Source organism: Pseudomonas sp. SAS7 (assembly GCF_052112345.1).
GTDB classification, from domain to species: domain Bacteria; phylum Pseudomonadota; class Gammaproteobacteria; order Pseudomonadales; family Pseudomonadaceae; genus Aquipseudomonas; species Aquipseudomonas putida_Q.
The window spans coordinates 36,401-61,179 of sequence record NZ_JBEGGO010000001.1; the positions used below are offsets into that span (position 1 = coordinate 36,401).

19 protein-coding genes are annotated in these 24,779 nt (G+C 63.7%); 3 read left to right on the forward strand and 16 right to left on the reverse strand.

Annotated elements, in window-relative coordinates; genetic code table 11:
* Positions 1-4: 4 nt before the first annotated feature.
* The 13 genes from ureC to ABI582_RS00260 form a co-directional block, all read right to left on the reverse strand.
* The gene (gene ureC, locus ABI582_RS00200) at positions 5-1,708 is read right to left on the reverse strand and encodes an urease subunit alpha (RefSeq protein ID WP_442118013.1); all 1,704 of its coding nucleotides are present in this window, start codon (positions 1,706-1,708) and stop codon (positions 5-7) included.
* Positions 1,705-2,022 (reverse strand): urease subunit beta, encoded by a 318-nt coding sequence (locus tag ABI582_RS00205; protein WP_063423948.1) that lies wholly within the window; start codon positions 2,020-2,022, stop codon positions 1,705-1,707. The genes ureC and ABI582_RS00205 overlap by 4 nt, the downstream gene beginning before the upstream one ends.
* Before the next feature lie 19 nt (positions 2,023-2,041).
* Positions 2,042-2,344, reverse strand: a complete 303-nt coding sequence (locus ABI582_RS00210; protein WP_016486440.1) for an urease subunit gamma — start codon at positions 2,342-2,344, stop codon at positions 2,042-2,044.
* Between the two features lie 9 nt (positions 2,345-2,353).
* Positions 2,354-3,187, reverse strand: a complete 834-nt coding sequence (locus ABI582_RS00215) for an urease accessory protein UreD (protein ID WP_174369434.1) — start codon at positions 3,185-3,187, stop codon at positions 2,354-2,356.
* Between the two features lie 376 nt (positions 3,188-3,563).
* Complete coding sequence (locus tag ABI582_RS00220; protein ID WP_338747207.1) at positions 3,564-4,478, reverse strand: site-specific integrase; 915 nt, start codon at positions 4,476-4,478, stop codon at positions 3,564-3,566.
* A gap of 306 nt (positions 4,479-4,784) precedes the next feature.
* Positions 4,785-7,046 carry an ATP-dependent DNA helicase gene (locus tag ABI582_RS00225; RefSeq protein ID WP_442118014.1) on the reverse strand — a complete coding sequence of 754 codons (2,262 nt, stop codon included), beginning with the start codon at positions 7,044-7,046 and terminating at the stop codon, positions 4,785-4,787.
* Positions 7,043-8,692, reverse strand: a complete 1,650-nt coding sequence (locus ABI582_RS00230) for a VRR-NUC domain-containing protein (RefSeq protein WP_442118015.1) — start codon at positions 8,690-8,692, stop codon at positions 7,043-7,045. The genes ABI582_RS00225 and ABI582_RS00230 overlap by 4 nt, the downstream gene beginning before the upstream one ends.
* 228 nt (positions 8,693-8,920) lie before the next feature.
* Positions 8,921-10,222: an MFS transporter gene (locus tag ABI582_RS00235; RefSeq protein WP_442118420.1), complete on the reverse strand. Its 1,302-nt coding sequence runs from the start codon at positions 10,220-10,222 to the stop codon at positions 8,921-8,923.
* Between the two features lie 99 nt (positions 10,223-10,321).
* Positions 10,322-11,539 carry a fumarylacetoacetate hydrolase family protein gene (locus ABI582_RS00240; protein ID WP_442118016.1) on the reverse strand — a complete coding sequence of 406 codons (1,218 nt, stop codon included), beginning with the start codon at positions 11,537-11,539 and terminating at the stop codon, positions 10,322-10,324.
* A 20-nt stretch (positions 11,540-11,559) separates the two neighbouring features.
* Complete coding sequence (locus tag ABI582_RS00245) at positions 11,560-12,618, reverse strand: Ldh family oxidoreductase (RefSeq protein ID WP_442118017.1); 1,059 nt, start codon at positions 12,616-12,618, stop codon at positions 11,560-11,562.
* A gap of 35 nt (positions 12,619-12,653) precedes the next feature.
* Complete coding sequence (locus ABI582_RS00250; RefSeq protein WP_442118018.1) at positions 12,654-14,195, reverse strand: UxaA family hydrolase; 1,542 nt, start codon at positions 14,193-14,195, stop codon at positions 12,654-12,656.
* 285 nt (positions 14,196-14,480) lie between these two features.
* Positions 14,481-15,458, reverse strand: coding sequence for a LysR family transcriptional regulator (locus ABI582_RS00255; RefSeq protein WP_338747201.1), 978 nt, complete (start codon positions 15,456-15,458; stop codon positions 14,481-14,483).
* 34 nt (positions 15,459-15,492) lie between these two features.
* A complete protein-coding gene (locus tag ABI582_RS00260; RefSeq protein ID WP_426807902.1) occupies positions 15,493-16,440 on the reverse strand; it encodes a LysR family transcriptional regulator in 948 nt (315 codons plus the stop codon).
* Between the two features lie 101 nt (positions 16,441-16,541).
* On the opposite strand from ABI582_RS00260, the gene ABI582_RS00265 reads away from it, so the two are divergent.
* Positions 16,542-17,855 (forward strand): L-fuconate dehydratase, encoded by a 1,314-nt coding sequence (locus tag ABI582_RS00265; protein WP_442118019.1) that lies wholly within the window; start codon positions 16,542-16,544, stop codon positions 17,853-17,855.
* A gap of 65 nt (positions 17,856-17,920) precedes the next feature.
* Positions 17,921-19,231, forward strand: coding sequence for an MFS transporter (locus ABI582_RS00270; RefSeq protein WP_442118020.1), 1,311 nt, complete (start codon positions 17,921-17,923; stop codon positions 19,229-19,231).
* On the opposite strand, the gene ABI582_RS00275 is transcribed toward ABI582_RS00270, so the two are convergent.
* From ABI582_RS00275 to ABI582_RS00285, 3 genes are all read right to left on the reverse strand, one after another.
* A complete protein-coding gene (locus tag ABI582_RS00275) occupies positions 19,223-20,578 on the reverse strand; it encodes an aminotransferase class I/II-fold pyridoxal phosphate-dependent enzyme (RefSeq protein WP_442118021.1) in 1,356 nt (451 codons plus the stop codon). The two genes, ABI582_RS00270 and ABI582_RS00275, sit on opposite strands and share 9 nt — an antisense overlap.
* Complete coding sequence (locus ABI582_RS00280) at positions 20,578-21,963, reverse strand: hypothetical protein (RefSeq protein ID WP_442118022.1); 1,386 nt, start codon at positions 21,961-21,963, stop codon at positions 20,578-20,580. Before ABI582_RS00280 ends, ABI582_RS00275 begins: the two co-directional genes overlap by 1 nt.
* Positions 21,964-22,478: 515 nt before the next feature.
* Entirely contained in the window at positions 22,479-23,501 is a 1,023-nt protein-coding gene (locus ABI582_RS00285) for a zinc-dependent alcohol dehydrogenase family protein (RefSeq protein WP_338747195.1), read from the reverse strand.
* Positions 23,502-23,707: 206 nt separating this feature from the next.
* Between ABI582_RS00285 and ABI582_RS00290 the strand changes: the two genes are divergently transcribed.
* Positions 23,708-24,622, forward strand: a complete 915-nt coding sequence (locus tag ABI582_RS00290) for a LysR family transcriptional regulator (protein ID WP_442118023.1) — start codon at positions 23,708-23,710, stop codon at positions 24,620-24,622.
* Positions 24,623-24,779: the final 157 nt, after the last annotated feature.

The window sequence follows — 24,779 nt, forward strand, 5'->3', positions numbered from 1 at the left end:
TCCTTCAAAACAGGAAGTAACGCTGGGCCAGCGGCAGTTCGCTGGCCGGTTCGCAAACCAGTAATTCGCCATCGGCACGCACCTGATAGGTCTGCGCATCGACTTCGATCAGCGGCTGGAGGGTGTTGTGGACCATGTCCGGCTTGCGCACCCGGCGGCAGCCGTTGACCACGCCAATCAGGCTGCGCAGGTTCAGCTCTTCGGCCAGGCCGCGGTGCATTGCCGCCTGGGGCAGGAAGGTCATGCGCGTGGCATGCCGTGCAGCGCCGAGGGCGCCGAACATCGGCCGGTAGTGCACCGGCTGCGGCGTGGGGATAGAGCCATTGATGTCGCCCATGGGCGCGGTGACGATCATGCCGCCTTTGATCACCAGGGCCGGCTTGACCGCGAAGAACGCCGGCGACCACAGCACCAGATCGGCCAGCTTGCCCGCCTCTATCGAGCCCACTTCGTGGCCGATGCCGTGGGTCAGCGCCGGGTTGATGGTGTACTTGGCGATGTAGCGTTTGACCCGGAAGTTATCGCTGTAGGCCGTGTCTGGCGGCAAAGGCCCACGGCGCAGCTTCATCTGGTGGGCAACCTGCCAGGTGCGCAGCACCACTTCGCCGACCCGGCCCATGGCCTGGGAATCAGACGAGGTCATGGCAAAGGCACCCATGTCGTGGAGGATGTCCTCGGCAGCAATGGTTTCGCGGCGGATGCGCGATTCGGCGAAGGCCACGTCCTCGGCGATGCTCGGGTCCAGGTGGTGGCAGACCATGAGCATGTCCAGGTGCTCGTCCACGGTGTTTACCGTGTACGGCAGGGTCGGGTTGGTCGAGGATGGCAGCACGTTGGCCTGCCCCGCAGCGCGTATGATGTCCGGCGCGTGACCACCGCCGGCACCTTCGGTGTGGAAGGTATGGATGGTGCGGTCGCCGACGGCCGCGAGGGTGTCTTCGATACAACCGGACTCGTTGAGGGTGTCGGTATGGATCGCTACCTGGATGTCCATTTCCTCGGCCACGCCCAGGCAGCAGTCGATGGCCGCCGGGGTCGAGCCCCAGTCCTCATGCAGCTTCAGGCCCACCGCACCGGCCGCTATCTGCTCACGCAGCGCTTCCGGCCGCGAGGCATTGCCCTTGCCCAGCAGACCGATGTTGATCGGCAGGCTGTCGGCGGCCTGCAGCATGCGCGCCAGGTACCAGGGGCCGGGCGTGCAGGTGGTGGCATTGGTGCCGGTGGCCGGCCCGGTGCCGCCGCCGATAAAGGTGGTGACGCCGCTGTTCAGGGCCTCATCCACCTGCTGCGGGCAGATGAAGTGGATATGCGAGTCGACACCGCCGGCGGTGACGATCTTGCCCTCGGCCGCGATCACTTCGGTCCCGGGGCCCACCGGTACGTTGACGCCCGGCTGCACATCCGGGTTGCCGGCCTTGCCGATCACTGCGATGCGCCCGTGCTTGATGCCGATGTCGGCTTTGACGATACCCCAGTGGTCGATGATCAGGGCGTTGGTCAGCACCAGGTCCATGGCCTCGGCGGCCAGCATCTGCCCCTGCCCCATGCCGTCGCGGATGACCTTGCCGCCGCCAAACTTCACCTCTTCGCCGTAAATGGTGTAGTCCTTCTCCACCTCTACCCACAACGCTGTGTCGGCCAGCCGCACACGGTCGCCCACGGTGGGCCCGAACATGTCGGCATAAGCCTGGCGGGAAATACGGCTCATACCCTGCCCTCCAGCGGGCCCATCACCTTGCCCTGGAAGCCATAGACTTCACGCTTGCCGGCGTAGGCCACCAGTTGCACGGTGCGCGCCTGGCCCGGCTCGAAACGCACGGCGGTGCCGGCCGGGATATCCAGGCGAAAGCCCAGGGTTGGCGCACGGTCGAACACCAGCGCGTCGTTGACTTCGTAGAAATGGTAGTGCGACCCGACCTGCACCGGCCGGTCGCCGTGGTTGGCCACACTGACACTGACCGTTTCGCGGCCACTGTTCAGCTCGATGTCGCCAGCGGCGACCTGGATTTCACCTGGGATCATGCGGGGCTCCTGGGCTGTTTCAGACGATGGGGTCATGCACGGTCACAAGCTTGGTACCATCCGGGAAGGTCGCTTCGACCTGCACGTCGTGGAGCATTTCGGCGATGCCGGGCATCACCTGCTCGCGGGTCAGCACTTCGCGCCCCTGGCTCATCAGTTCGGCAACGGTGCGGCCATCGCGGGCGCCTTCCAGCACGGCAGCACTGATCAGCGCCACGGCCTCCGGGTAATTGAGCTTAAGGCCACGGGCCAGGCGCCGTTCCGCCAGCAATGCGGCGGTGAACAGCAGCAGTTTGTCTTTCTCTCTCGGGGTCAGCTCCATGGCGCTCTCTCAGGTAGCCCAGATACGCGGTGGGCAGGCTGGCAGGCCGAGGACGGCCGGGCGCAGCACATGCCACAGGCGTTGCAGGGTGCGTTGCAGGTGTTGGTTGTCATGGTCAAGCACACGGATAACCAGCAACGACCCCAGCAGGGTCGCGCCGGCCGGGTTGGCCAGTTCGTCGAGCAGTGGCCGCACCTGCTCCAGTACCGCCTGGTCGGCGGGTGCCGCGCAGAACGTAGCGAGCAGCGGGTGGCCGCCGAGCTTGTCCAGGCGCCCGCCTTCGATACGCAGGCGTTCATGCAGGCCGACTTCGTCGGGTAATTCGATGTGCAAACGACTGTCCAGAGCGCCCTGCTCGAAACGCTCGTTCATCACAGGGCGCCCCAGGCACAGGGTTTCCCAGGCCAGCAGGCGCGCCCCGGGTTCGAGGGTGAAACGGCTGTGCAGGCTGGCGCGGGCGCCGGAAAAGAAGATGCTGTCTTGCGGTAGCCATTCCAGGGTGCTGCCGGCGGCCAGCTGAAAACGTTGGGTCAGCCGCGCGGTGGGGCCGATACTGCGGTAGAACTTGCTGGCACCGGGCATGGTCAGCAGCGCATGGCTGCCGGGTTCCAGATGGATATCCAGGTCAAGGCGGTCGCCGGCGACGATGCCACCCGGCGGGTGCAGTACATAGACATGGCACGGTGCACCTTCCGGGTAGAAAGGCCGCTGCACCAAAAGAGGTCCGAAATGCCTCCGCGCACCAAGGCGGGTCACATCGTCGCGCCTGACAAAGCGCAACTGCAGGTGGGCGCTCCAGCCTGCATCGTCTTGTTGTTGTTCGATCTGCTCCGCGAGCGACATCCTGCGGCCCCTGAAATCCGTGGCCTGCTGGCCGTTTAGAGGGTCCGGCGCGGGCAGCAGCTAGCACGCGCGGCCTGACCACTCGATCAAATTCGCAGGCTGGATATAGCAGGTTGCGGGCCAACTCCGCAGGTGAAGGCAAATGAAACTTTTGCCACGGCCGCTCTGGCATCGGGCATACGGGAGGATGTCGCACAAAGCGGGGGCGTGGGTCGGCCCTGTTTCGGTGCCGGCAGAAGTGCAAAAGGGGCCGCTTTGCAGCCCTTCGCGGGCACGCCCGCTCCCACAGGTTAATCTGCGCCTGGAGGCCCGTGTTATACCTGTGGGAGCGGGCGTGCCCGCGAAGGGCCGCAAAGCGGCCCCAAAACATCAAACCTCAGTAATCGAAACGGTCGACCGCACGCCTACGTTCGTTGTCGTCACGCCGGTCATAGATGGCTGTGGTCTGGATGTTGACATGGTGCGCCAGCTTCTGGGCAATCGACAGGTCGTGCTCTTCGATCACCCGGGTGATGAACGCCCGGCGGAAGTCGTGCGGCATGATTTTCACCCCCACTTGCGCACCGCGCTGGCGGGCAATGTAGTAAATCGCATGCTTGGTGATACGCGCCCGGGTAATGTGGCTACCGCGGCGGATGCGGTTGAACAGGAACAAGTCGTCTTCTGCCCCTGCCGGCAGGTCCTGACGGCGCAAGTCCAGCCACGCCTGCAGCTTTTCGAATGCCCATGGCGGTGCGTACTTGATCAGTTGGTGGTTGCCCTTGCCAACCACCTGCAGGCTGCGCGCCTCGAAATCGACCTGGGCCAGGTCGATGTCCACCGACTCCGACTTGCGCATGCCGGTGCCGTACAGCAAGGCGATGATCGCCGCGTCGCGTACCCCCTGCGGCCGCGGGTCGGATGCACACACATCCATCAGTTCACGAATCAGGCTGCGGCGCAGATTGCGCCCTGGCGGCAGGCGGCTGCCAGTGGCCGGTTTGACCTCGCGAATGCGCAACAGCTGCTCATGGTCGATCAGGCCCTGGCGCCAGGCCTCGTTCATCACCCCGCGAATGGCGTTGACGTACAGCGACGAGCTGTTGGGCGCGTAACCGTCGGCACGCAGGGCCGACACCAAGGCGATCACGTGGCCGGGCTCTAGCCGATGCCAGGGCACGTCGACGACATTGCAGTCGACAAAGCCCAGCCGGTCGGCGGCGTCCTGAAGGATGTAGCGCATGGTTTGCTGGCTGGATGGGGCCAGACGGGCCATGTACTGCAGCAGCGGATTTTTAGGGAGATCGGACAAAAGTGAATCCTGTAGCGAAGCGGCAGCCGGCAGCTAACCTGGCCAACCTTCAAGCGAGTCAAAACGACCTGGAAACAAGTCCCAATGGGCGCCAAGCGCGCATGCCATCAGGACCTTGAACGGTGCCATCACCTTGATATTCAAGGGCTTTGCAACTGGCACGGTTCGTAATCTTACCCCAATTGAGGCCTACCGAACGAACCGAGGATCGCCCATGCCGAGTGCAACCCATCGTTCCTGTTGTAGCCCAGACAGACGGCATGCCCGGCTGACGCGGTCATTTGTGGCAGCGCGAGACAGGGATTGCTAGACGATGGCTGCCGGCCACCATGTCGGAAACATCTGCTGCACGCGGGGCTCGGCAAAGCGTTCGTCTATCAGCACCAGCACGCCCCGATCCTGGTCACCACGGATAACCCGGCCCGCCGCCTGGATCACCTTGCGCACTCCAGGGTACAGGTAGGCGTAATCGAAGCCCGCCCCAAACTGCTGCCCCAGCCGCTGTTTGAACTGTTCGTTGACCGGGTTGACCTGCGGCAAACCCAAGGTGGCGACAAACGCGCCGATCAACCGGGTGCCTGGTAAATCCACGCCTTCGCCGAACGCGCCGCCCAATACGGCGAAGCCGACGCCTTTGCCATCGGCGACAAAGCGGTCAAGAAACCCTTGGCGGGCCGCCTCGTCCATCCCCGGTTCCTGGGCCCACAGGGGAATCCGCCCATGCCGCTCGGCCAACAGCCCTGCCACCTGCTGCAGGTATTCGAAGCTGCTGAAGAACGCCAGGTAGTTGCCCGGCATGCGCTCGTACTGTTGGGCAATCAGCTCGACGATCGGCGCCAGGGAGGCGTGGCGCTGCTGGTAACGGGTGGACACCTGGCTGGCAATCCGTACTTCCAGCTGCTCTGCGCGAAACGGCGCAGCCACTTCCAGCCAGGCGGTATCGGCCGGCATGCCCAGCAAGTCGCTGTAGAAATGCCGCGGGCTCAACGTGGCGGAAAACAGTGTCACGCTGCGCGCCGCCTGCATGCGTGGGGCCAACAGGCGTGCCGGGGTGACATTGCGCAGGCACAGGGTAGCCAGCCGACGCTTGCGCGGGCCCTGACGCTGGCTGATGTCGAACAGAAAGTGCTCGTCGAACAGCTCGGCAACCCGGCTGAACTGCAAGGCCTGGAAGAAGAACTGCAACACCTGCGGGTCCATTTGCGCAGGCGTCTGGTTGATCTGCTCCTGAATCAGCCCGATGCATTGCTGCAGGGCGCGCAGCAGGCCGTCTGGCAGCGACTCGCTGGCTTGATAAGGCGCGCGCTGTTCTTTATACAGGGCGTTCCACTGCCGGTTAAGGCGGTCCAGCGCACTGACCAGCCCAGGCGGTTTGCTCTGACGCAGGGCCAGCAACTGCCCTTGGTCAAGGCTGGCACTGTACATGCCGCGTCCACGCTCAACCAGGTTATGCGCTTCGTCCACCAGTACTGCCACGCGCCACTGGTTGAGCTGGGTGAGGCCGAACAGCAAGGCATGCGCATCGAAGTAGTAGTTGTAGTCAGCGACCAGCACGTCGACCCAACGCGCCATCTCCTGCCCCAGGTAATACGGGCAAACCTGATGCGCCAAGGCCACTTCGCGCAGGTTGGCACGGTCAAGCAAAGGCAGGGCTGCGGCAGCCTCACGCGCTGCCGGCAAGCGGTCGTAGAAGCCTGCGGCCAATGGGCAGGATTCACCATGACAGGCTTTGTCCGGGTACTCACAGGCCTTGTCGCGGGCGATCAACTCCAGGGTGCGCAAGGCAGGTTGCGGCGTGGCATCGGTGATCTGGCGCATGGCATCGAGGGCCAGCGCCCGGCCCGGGGTCTTGGCAGTGAGAAAGAACAGCTTGTCCAGTTGCTGTGGCACCATGGCTTTGAGCAGCGGGAACAAGGTACCGAGGGTCTTGCCAATGCCGGTGCTGGCCTGGGCCATCAGGCAACGCCCGGTACTTACCGCCTTGTACAAGGTTTCGGCCAGCTGCCGTTGGCCCTGGCGGAACTGTGGATAGGGGAAGCTCAGCGCCTGAAGCCCTTGGTCACGTGCGGCCAGACGCCGTTGCTGAAATTGAGCCCAGCCCAGAAAGCGCTGGCACTGGATTTCGAAGAAGGCCCGCAATTCAGCAGCCGTGTAGTGCTCACTGAACAGCGTCTGGTCATCGCTGTCCACGTCCAGGTACACCAGCGCCACCTCGATGGCGGGCAATTGCCGTGCCTGGCACATCAACCAGCCATAGACCTTGGCCTGGGCCCAGTGCAACTGGCGGTGATTGGCCGGCTGACGCGCCAGATCGCCACGGTGCGTCTTGATCTCTTCCAGGCGATTGCTGCCAGGGTCATAACCATCGGCGCGGCCTCGCACCTTGAGGGTTTCGAACTGGCCTTCAAGGGTGATTTCCGACTCGTAGCCCGCAGCACGCCGTGCCACTACCCGCTGATGCCCTTCGATGCCCTCCTGGGCGGTGGGCGACGGCGTAAAGCGCAGGTCCAGGTCGCCGACCTTGGCGCTGAACTCGCACAAGGCACGCACCGCCACGCTGTAGCTCAAGGCGTTTCGCTCCAGCGCACATGGCACACCGCAACGGGCAGGCCGTGTTGCCTGCAGAACTCAAGCCAGCGCAGCTGGTTGTCCTGCAAGCGGTCACCGGGCCCCTTGACCTCGACCATGCGGTAACGGCCCTGCTCGGGCCAGAACTGGATCAGGTCGGGCATGCCGGCGCGGTTGCTGCGAATGTCCTGCAACAAGCGCAGGAAGCACTGTTTCAGCTGGGCAGCCGGCAAGCACGCCAAGGCCTGTTCCAGCAGTTCCTCGCTGAGCATGGACCAGAACACGAACGGCGACTGCAGGCCCTGTTTGCCCTGGTAGCACTCGAGAATCGCCTGACGATGGCTGCCATCGTCGAGCCGCCCCAGGCAGAGATCGAACAGCGCACTGCGCCGCTGCTGGAAGTCACTGTCGTGCAGGTCCTGTGGCGCGGCCTGAAACGGGTTGAAGAATGCGCCAGGCACAGGGGCGAAGATGGCCTCCCAGCACAACAGGCCAAACAGGCTGTTGAACAGCGTGTTCTCCACGTAATGCGCCTGGCCACCTTCTTGCACCAGGTGCTGACGCACAGCTTCCTCCACACCCAACGCAGCGTACTCGCGGGGCAACTCGAGCTCGATCAGCTCCAGCGGTGTGGCACGCTGGCGTCGCTGTGGCGGGCCGCCAAGCTTGCGCGCCAGGCGTGGCAGCATCCGTTCCAGTGCCTGCACTTCCAGCGCGTTGGCCGGTGCCGCCGCGAGCTGTAGTGCCAGCGCATGGGCCTGGGGCCACTGCTCAGTGCGCTCAAGCACCCGCACCTGGCGAATGCGTGCCTGGGCATGGCTGCACTGGCCGTACACTGCCATGGCCTGGTCCCACTCCCCCAGGCGCTCGCATTGCTGGCCCAGGGCGAACTGCAGGCGCGCATGGCGGCGGGCCAGCCACGGGTTGTCACTGTGCAGGCCCTGCAGGGTACCCAGAATCGACACGGGTTCGTCGCCCTGCTCCAGCCGCTCGGCGCACTGGTGCAAGGCCATGGCCAGGTCGACCTCGGCACGTTGCTGCAGGGCTCGCGAGCCCGTGCTGAATGGCACCTGCTCGTAACGCAGCACACCGAGGTCGGCGAGGACGAACTCTGACCAGTCCTGGTACAGGTTGCCGAAGAACAACAGGCGCATGCGGTCGCACAAGGGTTGCAGGCACCACTGGAGGATGCGCACCTCGCTGTCGGGAAACCATTCGGCCAGTGACCGGGCCAGCAGCCCCAGCGGTTGCAGCTGTGCCAACAGCTCATGCTTGGCGGCACGCGGGCGGCTCAGCTGCCGGGCGAAGCAGCGGGCCAGTTCGTCTTTGCGCAGCAAGGCGAACAGCTGTTCCAGGCCCAGTTGCTCGGGTTCCCGCACCCAGCCGAGTTTCTGCAAAGGCTGCAGCGCCAGCGCCGTATCGCCGATTTCGGCGTAGTCGAGCCGGTCGCTGCGAAACAGCTCGCCTTTGCGCATGACCATGCGCACCATCAAGGCCTGGGTTGGCGCTTGCAGTTGATTGAAGGCACGGATGAAGGCCAGTTCCTGGTCATCGAGCAGGTCCTGGTAGCGCTGTTCGACCCACAGCACTACCTGGCGGAAGTTATGCAGGTAGTAGAACGGGTCGTCGACGGAATGGGCGATCACTGGCGGAGGTCAGGTTGCGGTAACAGGCACTGTTTATACATACAGATAACCATGCCTGACAAGAGCCGTGGGTCAGTCCGTTGGCGCTTTGTGTAGGAGCGGCCTTGTGTCGCGATGGGCTGCGCAGCAGCCCCGGCAATTTCTGCTGCGAAGCTGAAATCCTGGGACCGCGTTGCGGTCCATCGCGACACAAGGCCGCTCCTACAGGGATTACGTGGCGTTTCCAGGCTACTTGGTTGCCGGGACCATCTCCCCTGCTTCGTCCTTGGCACTGCCAATCGGCGCCTGCAGCAACAGGAAGTACGCCACCGCCGAGCACAACGCCACCACCGCACTGATCATGAACGCCGTGGTGAACGAGCCCGAGTACTGGATGCTGAAGCCGGTAGCGATCGGCGCCACCGAGCCGGCAATGTAACCGCCGAAGTTCTGGATCGAGCCAAACGAGGCCACGCGCTGGCTGTCGACGATGGTATTGACGATCATCCAGGCAGTGGCACTGGCCATGTTGATGCTGAACAGTGCCAGGCACAGCAGGATGACGCAGCCTGTCAGGCCGGTGACGAACGACAGTGGCAAGGTGAACAGCGCCGCCAGCACCAGGCCGGTAATGACGCTGAACTTGCGGCTGCCCAGCACAGTCATGCCACGCTTCACCAGCCGGTCGCAGAAGCGCCCGGCAACGATTGTACCGGCCGCACCAAAGCCGTAGGCCAGCGACACGACCCAGGCGGTCTTGTACAGGTCCAGGCCGTGTTCACGCTCGAAGTAGCCCGGCAACCAGGTCAGGTGCAGCCACAGCATGTAGATCACACCCATGAAACCCAACACCGCACCCCAGGTGCTGCGGTGCTTGAACAGGTCCAGCCAGCCGGCGAAGTACGAAGCCTTCGGCGTTTGCACCGGGGCCACAGGCGCCTTGTGTTCGGCTGGCAGCGGCTTGCCTTCGGCCTCCAGTTCCGCCAGGTAACGCGCCTTGCTCTTGTAGAACGTCAGCCAGCACACCGCCAGCACCATACCGATCACGCCGGTAATGATGAACATGCCACGCCAGCCGAAGTTGACCATGAACAACGTCAGCAAGGGCGGCGCCAGGCACGGGCCGAGGCAGGTCGACGACCACACCACGCCGGTCGGCGTGCCGCGCTCATTGGCATCGAACCACTCCGACAGGGCCTTGGCCGCCGACGGGAACATGGGCGCCTCGCCAATGCCCAGCAACACCCGCAGGCCCATGAAACCGGCAAAGCTGTTGACCATGCCAAACGCCGCCTGGGCCACCGACCAGCCCAGCAGCGAGGCGCCGAGGGCGACCTTGCTGCCCAGGCGGTCGATGATCATGCCCATGGGCAACTGGGCAAAGGCATAGGCAATGGAAAACGCCGACAACAGGATGCCCATCTGCGACGGGCTGATCATCATGTCTTTCTGGATGGAGGTATTGGCAATCGACAGCGCACTACGGTCCAGGTAGTTGACGATGCCGATCAGCAGCAGGAACACAACGGTGATGCGCTGGTACTTCTTCATAGGGTTCATGTGTCCACCTTTATTATTATTGTTGCAGCGCTGTCAGCGCTTTGGCGATCCATCGATGTTCCTGCGCCCCTCCCTTGCGCAGCGTGTCGCTCAAGGCTGGCGGGCGGTAGCTGCAACCTCCAGCAGGCCACGCCGGCCGAGGTTGTCGATCAACGCGCGCAGGCCAAACGCCCACTGCGGTGCCTGGTCGCTGGTGGTTACGCGGTTGCACAAAGTACCCAGTTGCGGGTTGCTGATGGTCACCACATCACCCGGCTTGTGGGTAAAGCCATTGCCCGGCTGGTCACGGTCCTGCTTGGGGGCGAACAGGGTGCCGAGGAAGAGCACCATGCCGTCGGGGTACTGATGGTTTTCGTTGAGGGTTTGCTGCACCAGGTCTTGCGGGTCGCGGCTGATCTCGCGCATGGAACTGCGGCCAGCCAGGATGAAACCGTCCTCGCCCTCAACCCGCAGGTCCACTTCGGCGTTGCGCACATCGTCAAGGCCGAAGCTTTCGTCAAACAGCCGCAGCAGCGGGCCCAGTGCGGTGGAGGCATTGTTGTCCTTGGCCTTGGACAGCAGCAAGGCGCTACGCCCTTCGAAGTCACGCAGGTTGACGTCGTTGCCGAGCATGGCGCCCTTGATGCTGCCATCACTCGACACCGCCAGCACCACTTCCGGCTCCGGGTTGTTCCAGCTGGACTTGGGGTGGATGCCGATCTCGGCACCGTGGCCAACTGCCGACAGCGGCTGGGCCTTGGTAAACACTTCGGCATCCGGGCCAATGCCCACTTCCAGGTATTGCGACCACAGGCCCTGCTCCACCAGCACCTTGCGCAGCGCTTCGGCCTGGGCCGAGCCGGGCACGATCTGCGACAGGTCTGCGCCGATGCGACTGGCCAGGGTGTCACGGATGGCATCGGCCTTGGCTGGGTCGCCCTTGGCCTGCTCTTCCACCACACGCTCCAGCAGGCTGGTGGCGAAGGTTACGCCAGCGGCCTTCACCGCCTGCAAGTCGACAGGCGCCAGCAGCCATGGCTGACGCGGGTCGCGCTGGGCGGGGTCGCTGTTGTCCAGCAACACCGATAGCGCCACCAGCGGTTCGGCCAGCGGCAAGGCGCGCAGGTAGGCCACCGGGTCGGCCACTTCCAGCAGGGCCGAGACAGTCGCCACGTGGGTGCTGATGTCGTAGACCGCGCCGGCTTTCACCAGCACCACCGCCGGCCCCTGGTCCGCCAGCCACACCCGCCCTACCCAGCTGCCGCTGTCGAACACACTGGCATCCTGGCTCAGCGGCAGCGGTTGATTGGCGTTCGATCGATCAGTCATCTGTGTACCCTTACTGTGCATCATTGGGAAAGTGCCGGCAGTTGCAGTTGGCCGGCCAGGCGATCAAGGTCAGCCAGCAGCTGTGGCGAGAGGCTCACGCCCTGCTGCAGGGCCTGGCGGCGCAGCGCAAGGCCAGCCTGCCCAGGCAAGCGCACCGGGCGCGCAGGGTCGAGCGGGCGGCTGGCGAGTACCAGTCGGCCCAGGAAGCTGGTTTCATCGGTGAACGCTTCCAGGCCGCCGAAGAAGCGCGGGTCGATGACCACGGCAGTGGCCGAGGCGCCCCACTGTTCAGGGGCATCCTTGCGCCCATGGCCTGCCAGGCCGGACGTCAGGGCTTCGACCAGCAGCGCCAGGGCAAAGCCTTTGTGGCCAAAGGCCTGGCCGCCGAGGGGCAGGATGCTGCCTTGCGGGCGGGTGAAGAAATCGACCGGGTCGTCGCTCAGCTGCCCGTCATTGCTCACCAGTACCGGGTGCGGCAGGCGGCTGCCGGCATCGCGGCACTGGCCGACCAGCCCAAGGGTAATGGTCGACATGCTCACGTCCAGCAGGATCGGCTCGCCCTGGGTCGGGATACCGGCAGCAATCGGGTTGGGGGTGTAGATCGGGTCGATGCCACCGTGGGCGCAGACCAGCTCCACCGAGGGGTCCGATGAATAGACCATGGCCACCAGGCCCTGGTCGGTAAAAGGCTTGAGATAGGCGGCCAGGCAGCCAATGTGTGAAGCACGGCGTACCACCGCAATGCCGATGCCCTGCGCGGTCGCACCATTTGCCGCGCATTCCAGGGCACGGCTGACGCAGTAAGGCCCCAACAGGTAATGGCCATCGAACACGCTGGCGATGCCACTGTCCGACACCTGTTCCAGTACCTGTGCACGGGCCTTGACCTTGCCTTCCTGCATGCCACCGATGTAGCGGCTGACGAGGTTCAGGCCGTGGGTACGGTGCCCGAGCAGTTCACCTTCGAGCAGTACCCGGGTCACCACCTGGGCGACCTCGGTATCGGCACCGGCTTTTTCGAACAGTTGCTCGACAAAGGTGGTGAGCGCTTGCACGTTGTGATGTGTGGCTTGAGTCATTGTTGTTATCTCGTAAGCGGGACGGGAGCGGTCAATCAGGTCACTGCGCCGATCTGCCAGGGCACGAACTCGTTCTGCCCGTATCCGTGCTGTTCGCTTTTGCTGCGTTCCCCGGAAGCAATGCGCAGCATCTGCTCGAAGATGTACGCGCCACGCTCCTCGATGCTGGTGGAGCCGTCGGCAATACCGCCGCAATTGACGTCCATGTCCTCTTCCTGGTGTTCGAACACCCGGTTGTTGGTCGCCAGCTTGATCGACGGTGCCGGGGCACAGCCGTAAGCCGAACCACGCCCGGTGGTGAAGGCGATCAGGTTGGCCCCGCCAGCCACCTGGCCAGTGGCCGAGACCGGGTCGTAACCAGGGGTGTCCATGAACACCAGGCCCTGGGCACGCACGGTTTCGGCGTACTGGTACACGTCGACCAGATTGCTAGACCCTGCCTTGGCCACAGCGCCCAGGGACTTCTCGAGGATGGTGGTCAGGCCCCCGGCCTTGTTGCCGGCCGACGGGTTGTTGTTCAGCTCGGCGTTCATGCGCTGGCAGTAGTCTTCCCACCAGCGGATGCGCGCCACCAGCTTTTCGCCCACCTCACGGCTGACCGCACGGCGTGTCAGCAAGTGCTCGGCGCCGTAGATTTCCGGGGTTTCGGACAGGATGGCGGTACCACCGGCCGCCACCAGGCGGTCCACAGCGTTGCCCAGTGCCGGGTTGGCGGTGATGCCGGAGTAGCCATCGGAGCCGCCACATTGCAGGCCGACCACCAGATGCCGTGCGCTGACCGGTTGGCGCTGGACGTGGTTGGCCTCGGCCAGCAGGCTTTTGACCTGCTCGATGCCGGCAGCAATGGTTTTCGACGTACCGCCGATGCCCTGGATGGTGAAGGCCCGCAGCTGCGCACTGGCTTGCAACCCCTGGGTTTCCAGCAGGCTTTCGATCTGGTTGGTTTCGCAGCCCAGGCCAATGATGAGTACGGCAGCAAAGTTGGGGTGCACGGCGTACCCGGCCAGGGTGCGGCGCAGCAAGCCAAGGGCTTCGCCGCTGGGGTCTACTGCGCAGCCGGCACCGTGGGTCAGGGCGACCACGCCGTCGATATTCGGGTAGTCGGCCAGTGCCTCGGGGTGGATGTCACGGCGGAAATGGTCGGCCACAGCCCGGGCCACGGTCGCCGAGCAGTTCACCGAGGTGAGAATGCCGATGTAATTACGGGTGGCAACCCGCCCATCGGCGCGCACGATGCCCTGGAACTGCGCTTCGCTGCCAGGCTGGCTGCGCGTGTCGACACCAAAGGCATAGTCGCGGGCGAAATCCCCCATCTGCACGTTGTGCACATGCACGTGGTCGCCGGCATCAATGGCCTGCGAAGCAAAACCGATGATTTGGCCGTAACGGCGCAACGGCTGGCCCTGCTCCACGCGTTCGGTCGCGATTTTGTGGCCGGAAGGAATCGGCTGACGCACGGTAATCGCCTCGGCATCCAAATGCAGGCCTTGCGGCAAGGCCTGGCGGGCGATAAGCACGTTGTCCAGCGGGTTGAGGCGGATGACGGCAAGGTCACCGGACTTGGCAATCAGTTGCATGGGACCTCTCAGGGCGGTGCGGCGGGCTTCTTTTTATGGCTGTTGCCACTGTAAGAAGCCTTGCGCAGCATTCCCAATGAGATGATCCGATCAATTGATAACCAATGGTTATCGGAAGTCGTGATCGGGCGGTGATCCTTGATCGTCTAATAGACTGCCCAAGTGCTCAAGCCTGCACATATCCTATGGGAGCGGGTTCACCCGCGAACACCGGCGCAGCCGGTGCCATGCACCGCGTCAACTGCTTCGCGGGTAAACCCGCTCCCACGGGGATCGCGTGAACCATCAGGTCTTGTCCAAGGCAGTGGCAGCCGTACCTTCCTGCTGTCGCTGTTTGGCGCCTTCCAGCAAAATCTCGACAAACGCCCGGGCCGAGGCGCTCAGCGGTTCATCCTTGCGGGTGACAACGCCATACTCCAGCGCGGGTACATGCAACGGGCTGCGCAGCTCCTTGAACTGCCCGCTGGCCAGCTGCGCGGCAACCATCGAACGCGGCAACATGGCAATCATCGGCGCGGATTGCAGCAGCTGCAGGAACATCGGCATGGAGATCGTCTCGACGCTGTCGACGGGCGTGGCAATACCTGCCACCCGGAAGGCCTGTTCCAGGCGGTTGCGAATCGGCGTGCCCACCGGGTACAGCACCCACGGCCAGTCGCCCAACGCCGACAGTGGCGGGCTTTCCAGCTGGTTGAGCGGGTGCTCGCTGTTGACCACCAGGCTGAACGGTTCGGGTTCGAGGGGCTGGAAGTCGAACAGCTGGCTGAAGCGCTCTTCGGTGAAACGGCCAATCATGATGTCGAGCTTGTTCTGCTCCAGCATGGTCAGCAGGTGATCACTGGAATGCTCCACCACTTCGATCGACAACAGCGGGCTGCGGGCCTTGATCGCGGCAATGGCCTGCGGCAGTACCAGCGCAGTGGCGGCAAAGATGCCACCGACACGGATAAAACCGTGCCCGCCGTTGCGCAGGCGGTTGACCTGGTCGACGAATTGTTGCGATTCGGCCAACGCACTCTGGGCATAACGCACCACGTATTCACCCAGCTCGGTGGGCGGCATGCTGCGTGGCAGGCGCTCGAACAGGGCAAAGCCGAACTGCTCTTCGAGATCGCGCAGCATCTTGCTCAAGGCCGGCTGGCTGAGGTTCATGCGCGTGGCGGTTGCGTGCATGTTGCGGGTGCGCGCCAGGGTGTCGATCAGCACCAGGTGCTTGTAGCGGATCCAGTTGCAAAAGCTGGAATGGGTCAGGTCCGGCGACATCGGCAGCAGGCCTCAGGCAGGTGAAAAGGCAGGGTTATTGCGCCCGCAGGTAGCGCAGCAAGGTATCCAGGGCAACCGAGTTAGGCCGCGAGCGCAGGGTCAGCACGCCCAGGTTGGCCATGGTCAGCGGCAGCTCTACCGGCAGGATGGCAACCATGCCATAGCGGGCATAATGCTCGGCCACGTCATTGGGTACCACCGCGATCATTTCGGAGGCTTCGAGCATGGCGGTGGTGGCCAGGATCGAGGCGGTTTCAACGATGTCCAGTGACTGCACCATGCCCCCGGCCTGCAGCGCACTTTCGACGCGGCGGCGCATCGGGCTGCCGATGGGGTGCAGGATCCAGGTCAGGGCCACCAGGTCACTCAATTGCAACCCGACAGCCGCCGCCAGAGGGTGCCCGGCGCGGGCAATCACGCGCATCTGCTCACCGCCTTCAAACAGCTCGATGTTCAGGTCCTGGCTGTCGCTCTGGTCTGGCAGGCGGCCCACGACCATGTCGAAATCGCCGCGCAGCAACGCGGGCAGCAAGGTATCGCTGGTACCCACTTCCAGCGAGATACGCACCTTGGGGTGGTCACGCTTGTAGGCCAGTACCGCCTTGGTCAGCACGCCCGGCACCGGGCCCATGACGCTGCCCACCCGCACCAGGCCCAAGGCCCCGCGCGCCAGTTCGGCGATTTGCGCCTGGGCATGCTCGAACTCATGCAGCGCGCTTTGTGCATAGCGGATCATCACCTCACCGTAGAGCGTTGCTTGCATGCCGCGCGGCAAGCGCTCGAACAAACGCACGCCAAGGCGTTCCTCAAGCTGCTGCAGCAACAGGCTGGCCGCCGGTTGCGTGGTGTGCATCGCCGCAGCGGCGCGGCGCAGGTTGCCGAACTCGCCCAGCGCATTGAGCAGCGTGATCTGCCGGCTGGAGATTTTCAATGCACCCAGGCTGGCAGGCGCCTGGGTTGGGTCGAGTGGCAAGCGAGACATATCGGATCCGGTATCGCTGATTAAGAATTGGCGATTATGCCTGTATCGCTCGACAACCTACAGTCATGTCTCCCAGCGCTTGAGCAGAACAAGAGTCGATTATGAGCATACGTATTACCCACCTGAGCGTTCGCGACATTCGTTTTCCTACTTCGCTGTCGCTGGATGGCTCCGACGCCATGAACAGCGCCCCCGACTATTCGGCAGCCTACGTGGTACTGCACACCGACGCCGAGGCCCTTGAAGGCCACGGCCTGACGTTCACCATTGGCCGCGGCAACGAGATCTGCGCGGCAGCGGTGCAGTCACTGGCCCCCCTGATCGTCGGCCTCAGCCTCGAAGAGATTACCGCCGACATGGGCGGTTTCTGGCACCGCTTTACCGTCAGCGACAGCCAACTGCGCTGGCTGGGCCCGGAGAAAGGCGTGATCCACCTGGCCACTGCGGCCATCATCAACGCGGTGTGGGACCTATGGGCCAAGCGCGAAGGCAAGCCGGTGTGGAAACTGCTGGCCGACATGACGCCCGAGCAACTGGTGCACTGCCTGGACTTCAGCTACGTCACTGACGTGCTCACCCCCGAGGAAGCCATTGCCCTGCTCCGCCGCCAGGCCCCAGGCAAGGCCCTGCGTGAGGCGCAGATGCTGCGCGAAGGCTACCCCGGCTACACCACCGCGCCAGGCTGGTTGGGTTACAGCGAAGAGAAGATGCGCAAACTGGCCCGCGAGGCCGTGGAAGATGGCTGGACCCACATCAAGCAGAAGATCGGTGCCGACCTGGAAGAAGACATCCGCCGCGCCAGCATCCTGCGCGACGAAATCGGCTGGGAACGCACCCTGATGATGGATGCCAACCAGGTGTGGGGCGTGGAGGAGTCGGTCGCCAACATGCGCCGCCTGGCCGCCTTCGAACCGCTGTGGATCGAAGAGCCGACCAGCCCGGACGACATTCTCGGCCACGCCACCATTCGCCAGCGCATTGCGCCGATCGGCGTCGCCACCGGTGAACATTGCCACAACCGGGTCATGTTCAAGCAGATGTTCCAGGCCGGTGCGCTGGATTTCTGCCAGCTGGATGCCGCCCGCCTGGGTGGCCTTAACGAGGTGCTGATCGTGCTGCTGATGGCGGCCAAGTATGACGTGCCGGTGTGCCCGCACGGCGGCGGCGTCGGGCTGTGCGAATATGTGCAGAACATCGCCCTGTTCGACTACATCGCCGTGTCTGCCTCGCTGCACAACCGCGTACTGGAGTACGTCGACCACCTGCATGAGCATTTCATCGACCCGGTGGTGATCCGCCGTGGGCGTTACATGCCGCCGCAACGCCCGGGCTACAGCATCGAAATGCATGCCGAGACCCTGGAACGCTACCAGTACCCCAACGGCGCGGTGTGGCTCGATATCAACCGTTCCTGAACACCAGGCCTGGGTGTGCCCCCACAGGGGGCACGCCACCAGCACTTTTCACGGGGAAAAAAACAATGACAACCCTCTCCAGCGCAGCGGCTTCGGCCCCTGCCGCCACTGCAGAGCAGCGCCTGAACGGCCTGCTGCTGCGCAAATTGATGCCACTGCTCATCGTCGTCTACGTGATGAGCTTTCTTGACCGCACCAACATCGCCTTGGCGAAAGCCAGCATGGGCATCGACCTGGGCCTGTCGGCAGCGGCCTATGGCCTGGGTGCCGGCCTGTTCTTCCTGACCTATGCGCTGGCCGAAGTACCCAGCAACCTGATCATGCACCGGGTGGGCGCGCGCTTCTGGATTACCCGCATCATGATCACCTGGGGCCTACTCTCGGCGGGCATGGCCTTCGTCCAGGGAGAAACGTCGTTCTACATCATGCGCCTGCTGCTGGGGGTGGCCGAAGCGGGCCTGTTCCCCGGGGTGATGCTGTACCTGACCTACTGGTTCGACCGTGAACAGCGCGCCCGCGCCACAGGTTACTTCCTGCTGGGCGTGTGCATGGCCAACATCCTCAGCGGCCCGCTGGGCGGTGCCCTGCTGGAAATGGACGGCGTACTGGGCTGGCATGGCTGGCAGTGGTTGTTCGTGCTCGAAGGCTTGCCCGCCGTGGCCCTGGCCTTTGTGGTGTGGAAAAAATTGCCCGATGGCCCAGCCTCGGCGCCCTGGCTATCGGCCGCCGACGCCCAGGACATCGAACGCCGCCTGGCTGCCGAACGGGCGGCCGCGCCCCAGCAGAGCAAGCTGGGACAGATGTTCCGCGACCGGCAGATCTGGCTGGCGATCGCGGTGTACTTCGTGCACCAGATCACCATCTACACCGTGATTTTCTTCTTGCCGGGCATCATCGGCAGCTACGCTGCGCTATCACCCTTCCAGATAGGCTTGGTGACTGCAGTGCCATGGGTTGCCGCTGCCATCGGTGCTGCCACCTTCCCACGTTTGGCCACCTCGCCACGCCGTTGCCGCACCCTGTTGTTCTGTGGCCTGCTGACCATGGCGACAGGGTTGCTGCTGGCGTCACTGGCAAACTCATTCATCGGCCTGATCGGGTTTTCACTGACCGCGCTGATGTTGTTCGTGGTGCAGTCGATCCTGTTTGTCTTCCCGTCCAGCCGGCTGAGTGGCAGCGCCCTCGCGGCGGGCCTGGCGTTCGTCACCACCTGCGGCCTGTTTGGTGGTTTCGTCGGGCCGTCGGTGATGGGCCTGATCGAGCAGGCCACTGGCAGCACCCGCAACGGTTTGTGGATTATCGCCGCGCTGCTGGTGCTGGCTGCGTTGCTCAGTACCCGTTTGCGCCAGGGGCAAGAGCAGACCCACTCAGCGTGAAACGCCGGCAAGTCGCCCACAGCGCGGCTCCAGCGCCTGCGCCAGGCGCTGCACCGCCTGCTGCAGGTCACCCGGCTGGTCACCCAGCCACACCAGTGCCAAGTACCGCTGGTACCGCCCCTGCAAGCTGAACTGCCCGCCCGGCAGTGCATGCAAGGCGGAACCTGCCAACGCGGCAACGATGCAATCCCATTGCAGCGGTTGGCGAAAACGCACCCAAAGCACACGCCCGCCCTGGGGCACCTGCAACGCCACCCGCTGACCGAACTGCAACTCCAGCGCGCGCGCCAAGTGTTGTGTGCGCCTTTGCAGGTCGGTACGCAGCTGTACAAGCTGCTTCTCGATCTGCCTTTTGCCCAACATCAGGGCAAGCGCTTGCAGGCGCAGCGGCGCAAGCCGAAATGCCCGTTCGGCAAACGCCTTGGCCAGTGCGGCGTCATGGCACAGCACATAGGCGTAGGGTGCCTCGGCACCCACTGCGGCTTCGAATGCTCCCAGCACCAAGAGCGAGCGGGGGTCGACCCAGTCACGCAGCCGCGTGTGAGGCGGCCCGGTGTAACAGTGTTCACTGTCCAGGTCGTTTTCCAGCAACCATACAGCATGCTGACCAAGTAGCTGCCCAAGCTGCTGCTGGTAGCGCGGCGACAGCAGCCGCCCTTGCGGCATACCCAGGCAAGACGGCATGACCAGCATGCAAACCGGCTCGCCGCCCAGCAACCGGGCCAAGGCACGCAGGTTAGGGTTGCCGCGGCTATCCGCAGGCACTTCCAGCACCCGCATGCCCGCACGCGCCAACGCGCGCAACACCTGCCAGCAACAGGGCGACTGCACCAGCACCGTCCCGCCCTGCAAGGCAAGCCCCGCGAGCGCCGTCTCCAGCAACGCCTGCACGTCAGGGGCCAGTTGAACGTCCTCCGCCCGCCAGTACTGGCTGGAGGAACGGGTATAACGCTCAGCCAGGGCGTTGCGCAGACGGGTGTCGCCCAGCGTTTCCAAGGCTGCAACGCTGCTGGCACGCTGACGGGCCAAGCGCCGCTCGTGGCCTAGCAGCGCATGCTCCAGCAATGACTGGACCGGCAAGGGTGACTGCGGGCACATGCTCGCTGCCCCTGCCTTTGCAGCGACCTGAGCGAAGTAGCCGGACCTTGGCAGACACTGGACGCGGCCTTCTTCCTCCAGCAGGTTGTAGGCACTCTGCACAGTCGCCAATGACACCCGCAGCCGTCGGGACAATGTACGCAACGACGGCAACTTGCATGGGCCACCGGCTGAAGCCTGCTCGATCAATGCTTCCAGGTAACGGTACACCTTGCGATAGGCGAACTCGCCGGGAACCGCTTGCCCCATCAAGGCAACGCCGCTGGGCCACGGCGGCGCCCCGATGATGGCCGTGGCAGCAACCTGAGGAGCACGTCGCGGCGGGCCAGGTTGCTCTGTAAGCGCCAGGCAGCCAGCGGCATGCGCCCTTCATAGATCGCCCGCAGTTGCACCAGCGGCAGACCACTGGTATTCACCAGCCAGTCCCGTACCGCATCGGGGCAGGGTTTTCCCTGCAAGGCCCGGTGCAGGTACGGCAGCGCTACAAGCATGTCTGCATGCCGGCACTGCAAAAAACGCTCGAGCTTCTTCCCCTGCCTGGCAAACGGGCTGAACAGCAGGCACAGCAGTTGAGTCTGGTTGATACCGTAGGCTTTACCGAGCGCCAGCGTGTGCACATCGCAAGGCTTGCTGTCGTCGAAATGGTCTGCCAGCCGAAGCGCCGGGCGAGCGGCCTGCTGCTCAACGCTGCGTGCACGCAGTTCGTGCAATTGCGCAGGGGCGTGCGGGTCGACGAACGCCGCCAATGGCCAGGCATCTCCGGCCGTTTCGCGTCCTCCACCCAGCATGGCGTCATGTTGCTGCCCTTCAAGCAGTTGCGGCAGCAGGTCATCGATGATAATCGCCCGCAACGGCGCATCTTCCGTGACGGCTTCCGGCGCGGGCTTTGGCAGGCAGCCCGGCAAAACTTCGACAGCGCCGTGCAATCGGCTCAGCCCCTGGGCCAGCGCCGCCAGGCACTGATGCAGCACATGCGGGCCGCGCTCCCCGGCCAGGCGCAGACTACGCCTGGCCCAAGCCAGGTAGCGGCGCCGCTGGCACACGGGAATGGCCGTGATCAAGACGTCGGCCGTAGTCGAAGCCTGCAGCGCAGAGCCCACGGCATCCGCCAGTTCCAGGTGCAGGCGGCTACCCAGCAAAGCTTCGGGCCTGGCATCGACCATGTGCCCGAACATTAGCATGGCGTTCCTTGCCGGTAGCCAGCGTTCAGGCGCTGCCGACGCCCGACGGCTGAAGGGCACCACTTCGCGCCCTTCGATCATCTGCAACTGGACCCGCGGGTCATCCTGCATGAACAGGGCACTGAAACTGCGCTCGTGGCCCTCCAGCGTGTCGCTGGCGGCCACGGGCAGGCTGATTACGAGTACCCGCAACTGGAAAGTTACCGGCGCTCGCAGGGCGATGCTCAGTTGTGCCGCACGCAGCATGGCCAGCAGCCGGGCACTGCGGCCATCGCCGCCTTGCAGCACCAGCACGCGAAACGTACCGATGTACTCGGGCCCACCAGCAGCCACCAGCAACCGTTGTATCAGCAATTGTAAGGACGCTCGCTGCCCCTGTGACATCTGGCTCAACAAGCGCTCGAGCACTTGCTGGTAGATATAGTGCATCGCCTGATCGTGAATAGCCGTCACGAAATCACCTCATCAACTTCATGCAGCCAACGCCTGCTGAGTCCTGTATCCAAGACTCAACACACCCTGTGCTTACCCGGAAAAATTTCCTACAATTCAATTGAAGTAATGACGTAACGCATCACTGTCGCCAGGCCATCGAAAAGAAATTGCCACCGCGACGGCCCGTCGCTATTACACACAGCTCAATCTCAGGCATAGCCATGCTCATTCCACGCTCCTTGCGCAAACTATCATGGCGCCATTATCGGGGGATGCAGAGCGAATAGAAGATACAGATCGGGCTAAAAAAACCATTCAGCAAGACTGCATGGCCACAGTGGACGCCTGGTCGACATCGTTCAAGGCTGAATAGTTGGCGGAATATTTCCACACATCGACAGGCAATCGCCTTATATGTAGTCCACGACCGACTTTAATGTAGGAATGTTCTTATAGTTTGAATCTAAAACAGTCTGCACCAGCCACAAAAAACCCGGGACTTCGCCCGGGTTCATCGGCATTGCAAACAGCCGTCAGTGTTGCGCCATGTCCAGCACCACTCGTCCACCGCAAGGGCATTGGTCCATGTAACGGTGAGCTTCCACCACCTGCTCGAACGGATACACCTTGATGATCTGCGGCGTCAGCAGCTGGTCAGCGGTGAACTGGTTGATATCGCGCAAGGCACGTTGCAGCGCCACCTGGTCCTGGCTGATGCCAAGTTCCGGCTTGCCGGTGAAGTTACCAATGCAATGCACGTAGAACTGGATGTTCTTCTGAAAGGCTGCACAGGCCGGGAACGGCGTCTGGTTACCACCTTGCAGGCCATACAGCACCAGGCTGCCTCGCGGCGCCAGCACATCGCCCAGCAGCGACATCTGCGGGCCGCCCATACCATCCAGGACCATGTCCACGCCGCGGCCATCGGTGTACTTGCCAACCTGCAGCAGCAGGTCCTGTTCTTCGGTGACAATCACCTTGTCGGCCCCCAGGCCCAGCAGGTAATCACGCTGCTCCGGCTCTTTGGTAGCAGCAAACACCTTCAGCCCCAGGGCCTTGCCCAACTGCACGAAGGCGGGGCCGGCACAATGGCTGGCATCGGTCACCAGCGCGGTCTGCCCGGCCTTGGCCCGGGCCAGGTCAACGTAGGCAAAATAGGCGATCAGCAATGGCGTGTAGTGCACGCTCGCCTCGATCGGGGTAAGTACATCCGGGTAGCGGGTAATGGCCGTACGCGGCAACACGATGACATCGCCATACACCGGGTGGTCGTTGGCACTGGTAGCCGGGAAGCTGGCAACCCGGTCGCCTACCGCAATGTCGTCGACCCCTTCACCGACCGCCGTCACCACGCCGGCCATTTCGTGGCCGATGCCTGCTGGCAGGCGTGCCTGGGACGGCGCCAGGTTCTGGCGCCAGAGCACGTCATACCAGCTGACGCCAACCGCCTGGACGCGGATCTGTACCTCGTCGGCAGCGGGTGACGGTTCGGCCTGCTCCTCGCAACGGAGCACATCGGCAGCGCCGAACTTGTGGAAACGGATCATGCGGGACATCGCATACCTCGCCTTTGTGAACCTCTAATTACCACTGACTTTATCCGGGCTTTGGCGGTTAGACCATCAGTGGTCATTAATAGTCGACATGCTTGTCATCGATTGGGCACCTGACTTTCCCTGCAATTGGTCCCCCTAAACCCGTGCAGGGTAACAGCCTTTGGCCGTAAGATTCACCCCTGCCCCACTTTAGGCGAAGCGCACCGATGAATCGAAACGACCTGCGTCGTGTAGACCTCAACCTGCTGATCGTGTTTGAAACGCTGATGCATGAGCGCAGTGTGACCCGCGCCGCGGAAAAACTGTTCCTCGGCCAGCCGGCCATCAGCGCGGCCCTGTCGCGCCTGCGCAACCTGTTCGACGACCCGCTGTTCGTACGCACCGGCCGCAGCATGGAGCCGTCCGCACGGGCCCACGAGATCTTCGCCCTGCTGTCCCCGGCGCTGGATTCGATTTCCACGGCGGTCAGCCGCGCTGCCGAGTTCGACCCCGCCACCAGCAACGCGGTGTTTCGCATCGGGCTGTCGGACGATGCCGAGTTTGCCCTGTTGCCACAGCTGCTCAAGCGCATCCGCGCCGAAGCGCCGGGCATCGTGCTGGTGGTGCGCCGGGTCAATTACCTGCTGATGCCGACGTTGCTGGCCTCGGGTGAGATTTCGGTGGGGGTCAGCTACACCAGCGAACTGCCAGCCAACGCCAAGCGCAAGGTGCTGCGCCGCAGCATGCCGAAGCTACTGCGTGCCGACAGCGTGCCTGGCGGCATCACCCTGGACGACTTCTGCGCACGGCCGCATGCGCTGGTGTCGTTTGCCGGTGACCTGTCCGGGTTCATCGACGAAGCCCTGGAAGAGATTGGCCGCAAGCGCCACGTGGTGCTGGCGGTGCCGCAGTTCAACGGGCTGGGGAGCTTGCTGGCCGGGACAGACATTGTGGCTACCGTGCCGGACTATACGGCCGATGTGCTGACTGCGGCGGGCGGCTTGCGGGCCGAGGACCTGCCGATACCTGTGCGCAGTTTCGAACTGCATATGGCCTGGCGCGGGGCGCAGGACAACGACCCGGCGGAGCGGTGGTTGCGGTCGCGGATACAGATGTTCTTCGGGGACCCTGAGAGTCTTTAGGCGCTTCGCGCATGCTTGTTAGCTGGTCATTTCTGCCTTTTCCTAGCCTCGAACAACCATTTACCTCCAGCAAATTGCTACATTTTGGGCATATATGAGGGCATGCTTTGGATGGTTCGAAAAAGATGCCCTGGGCCTGCCCCGTGACAACCTCCAA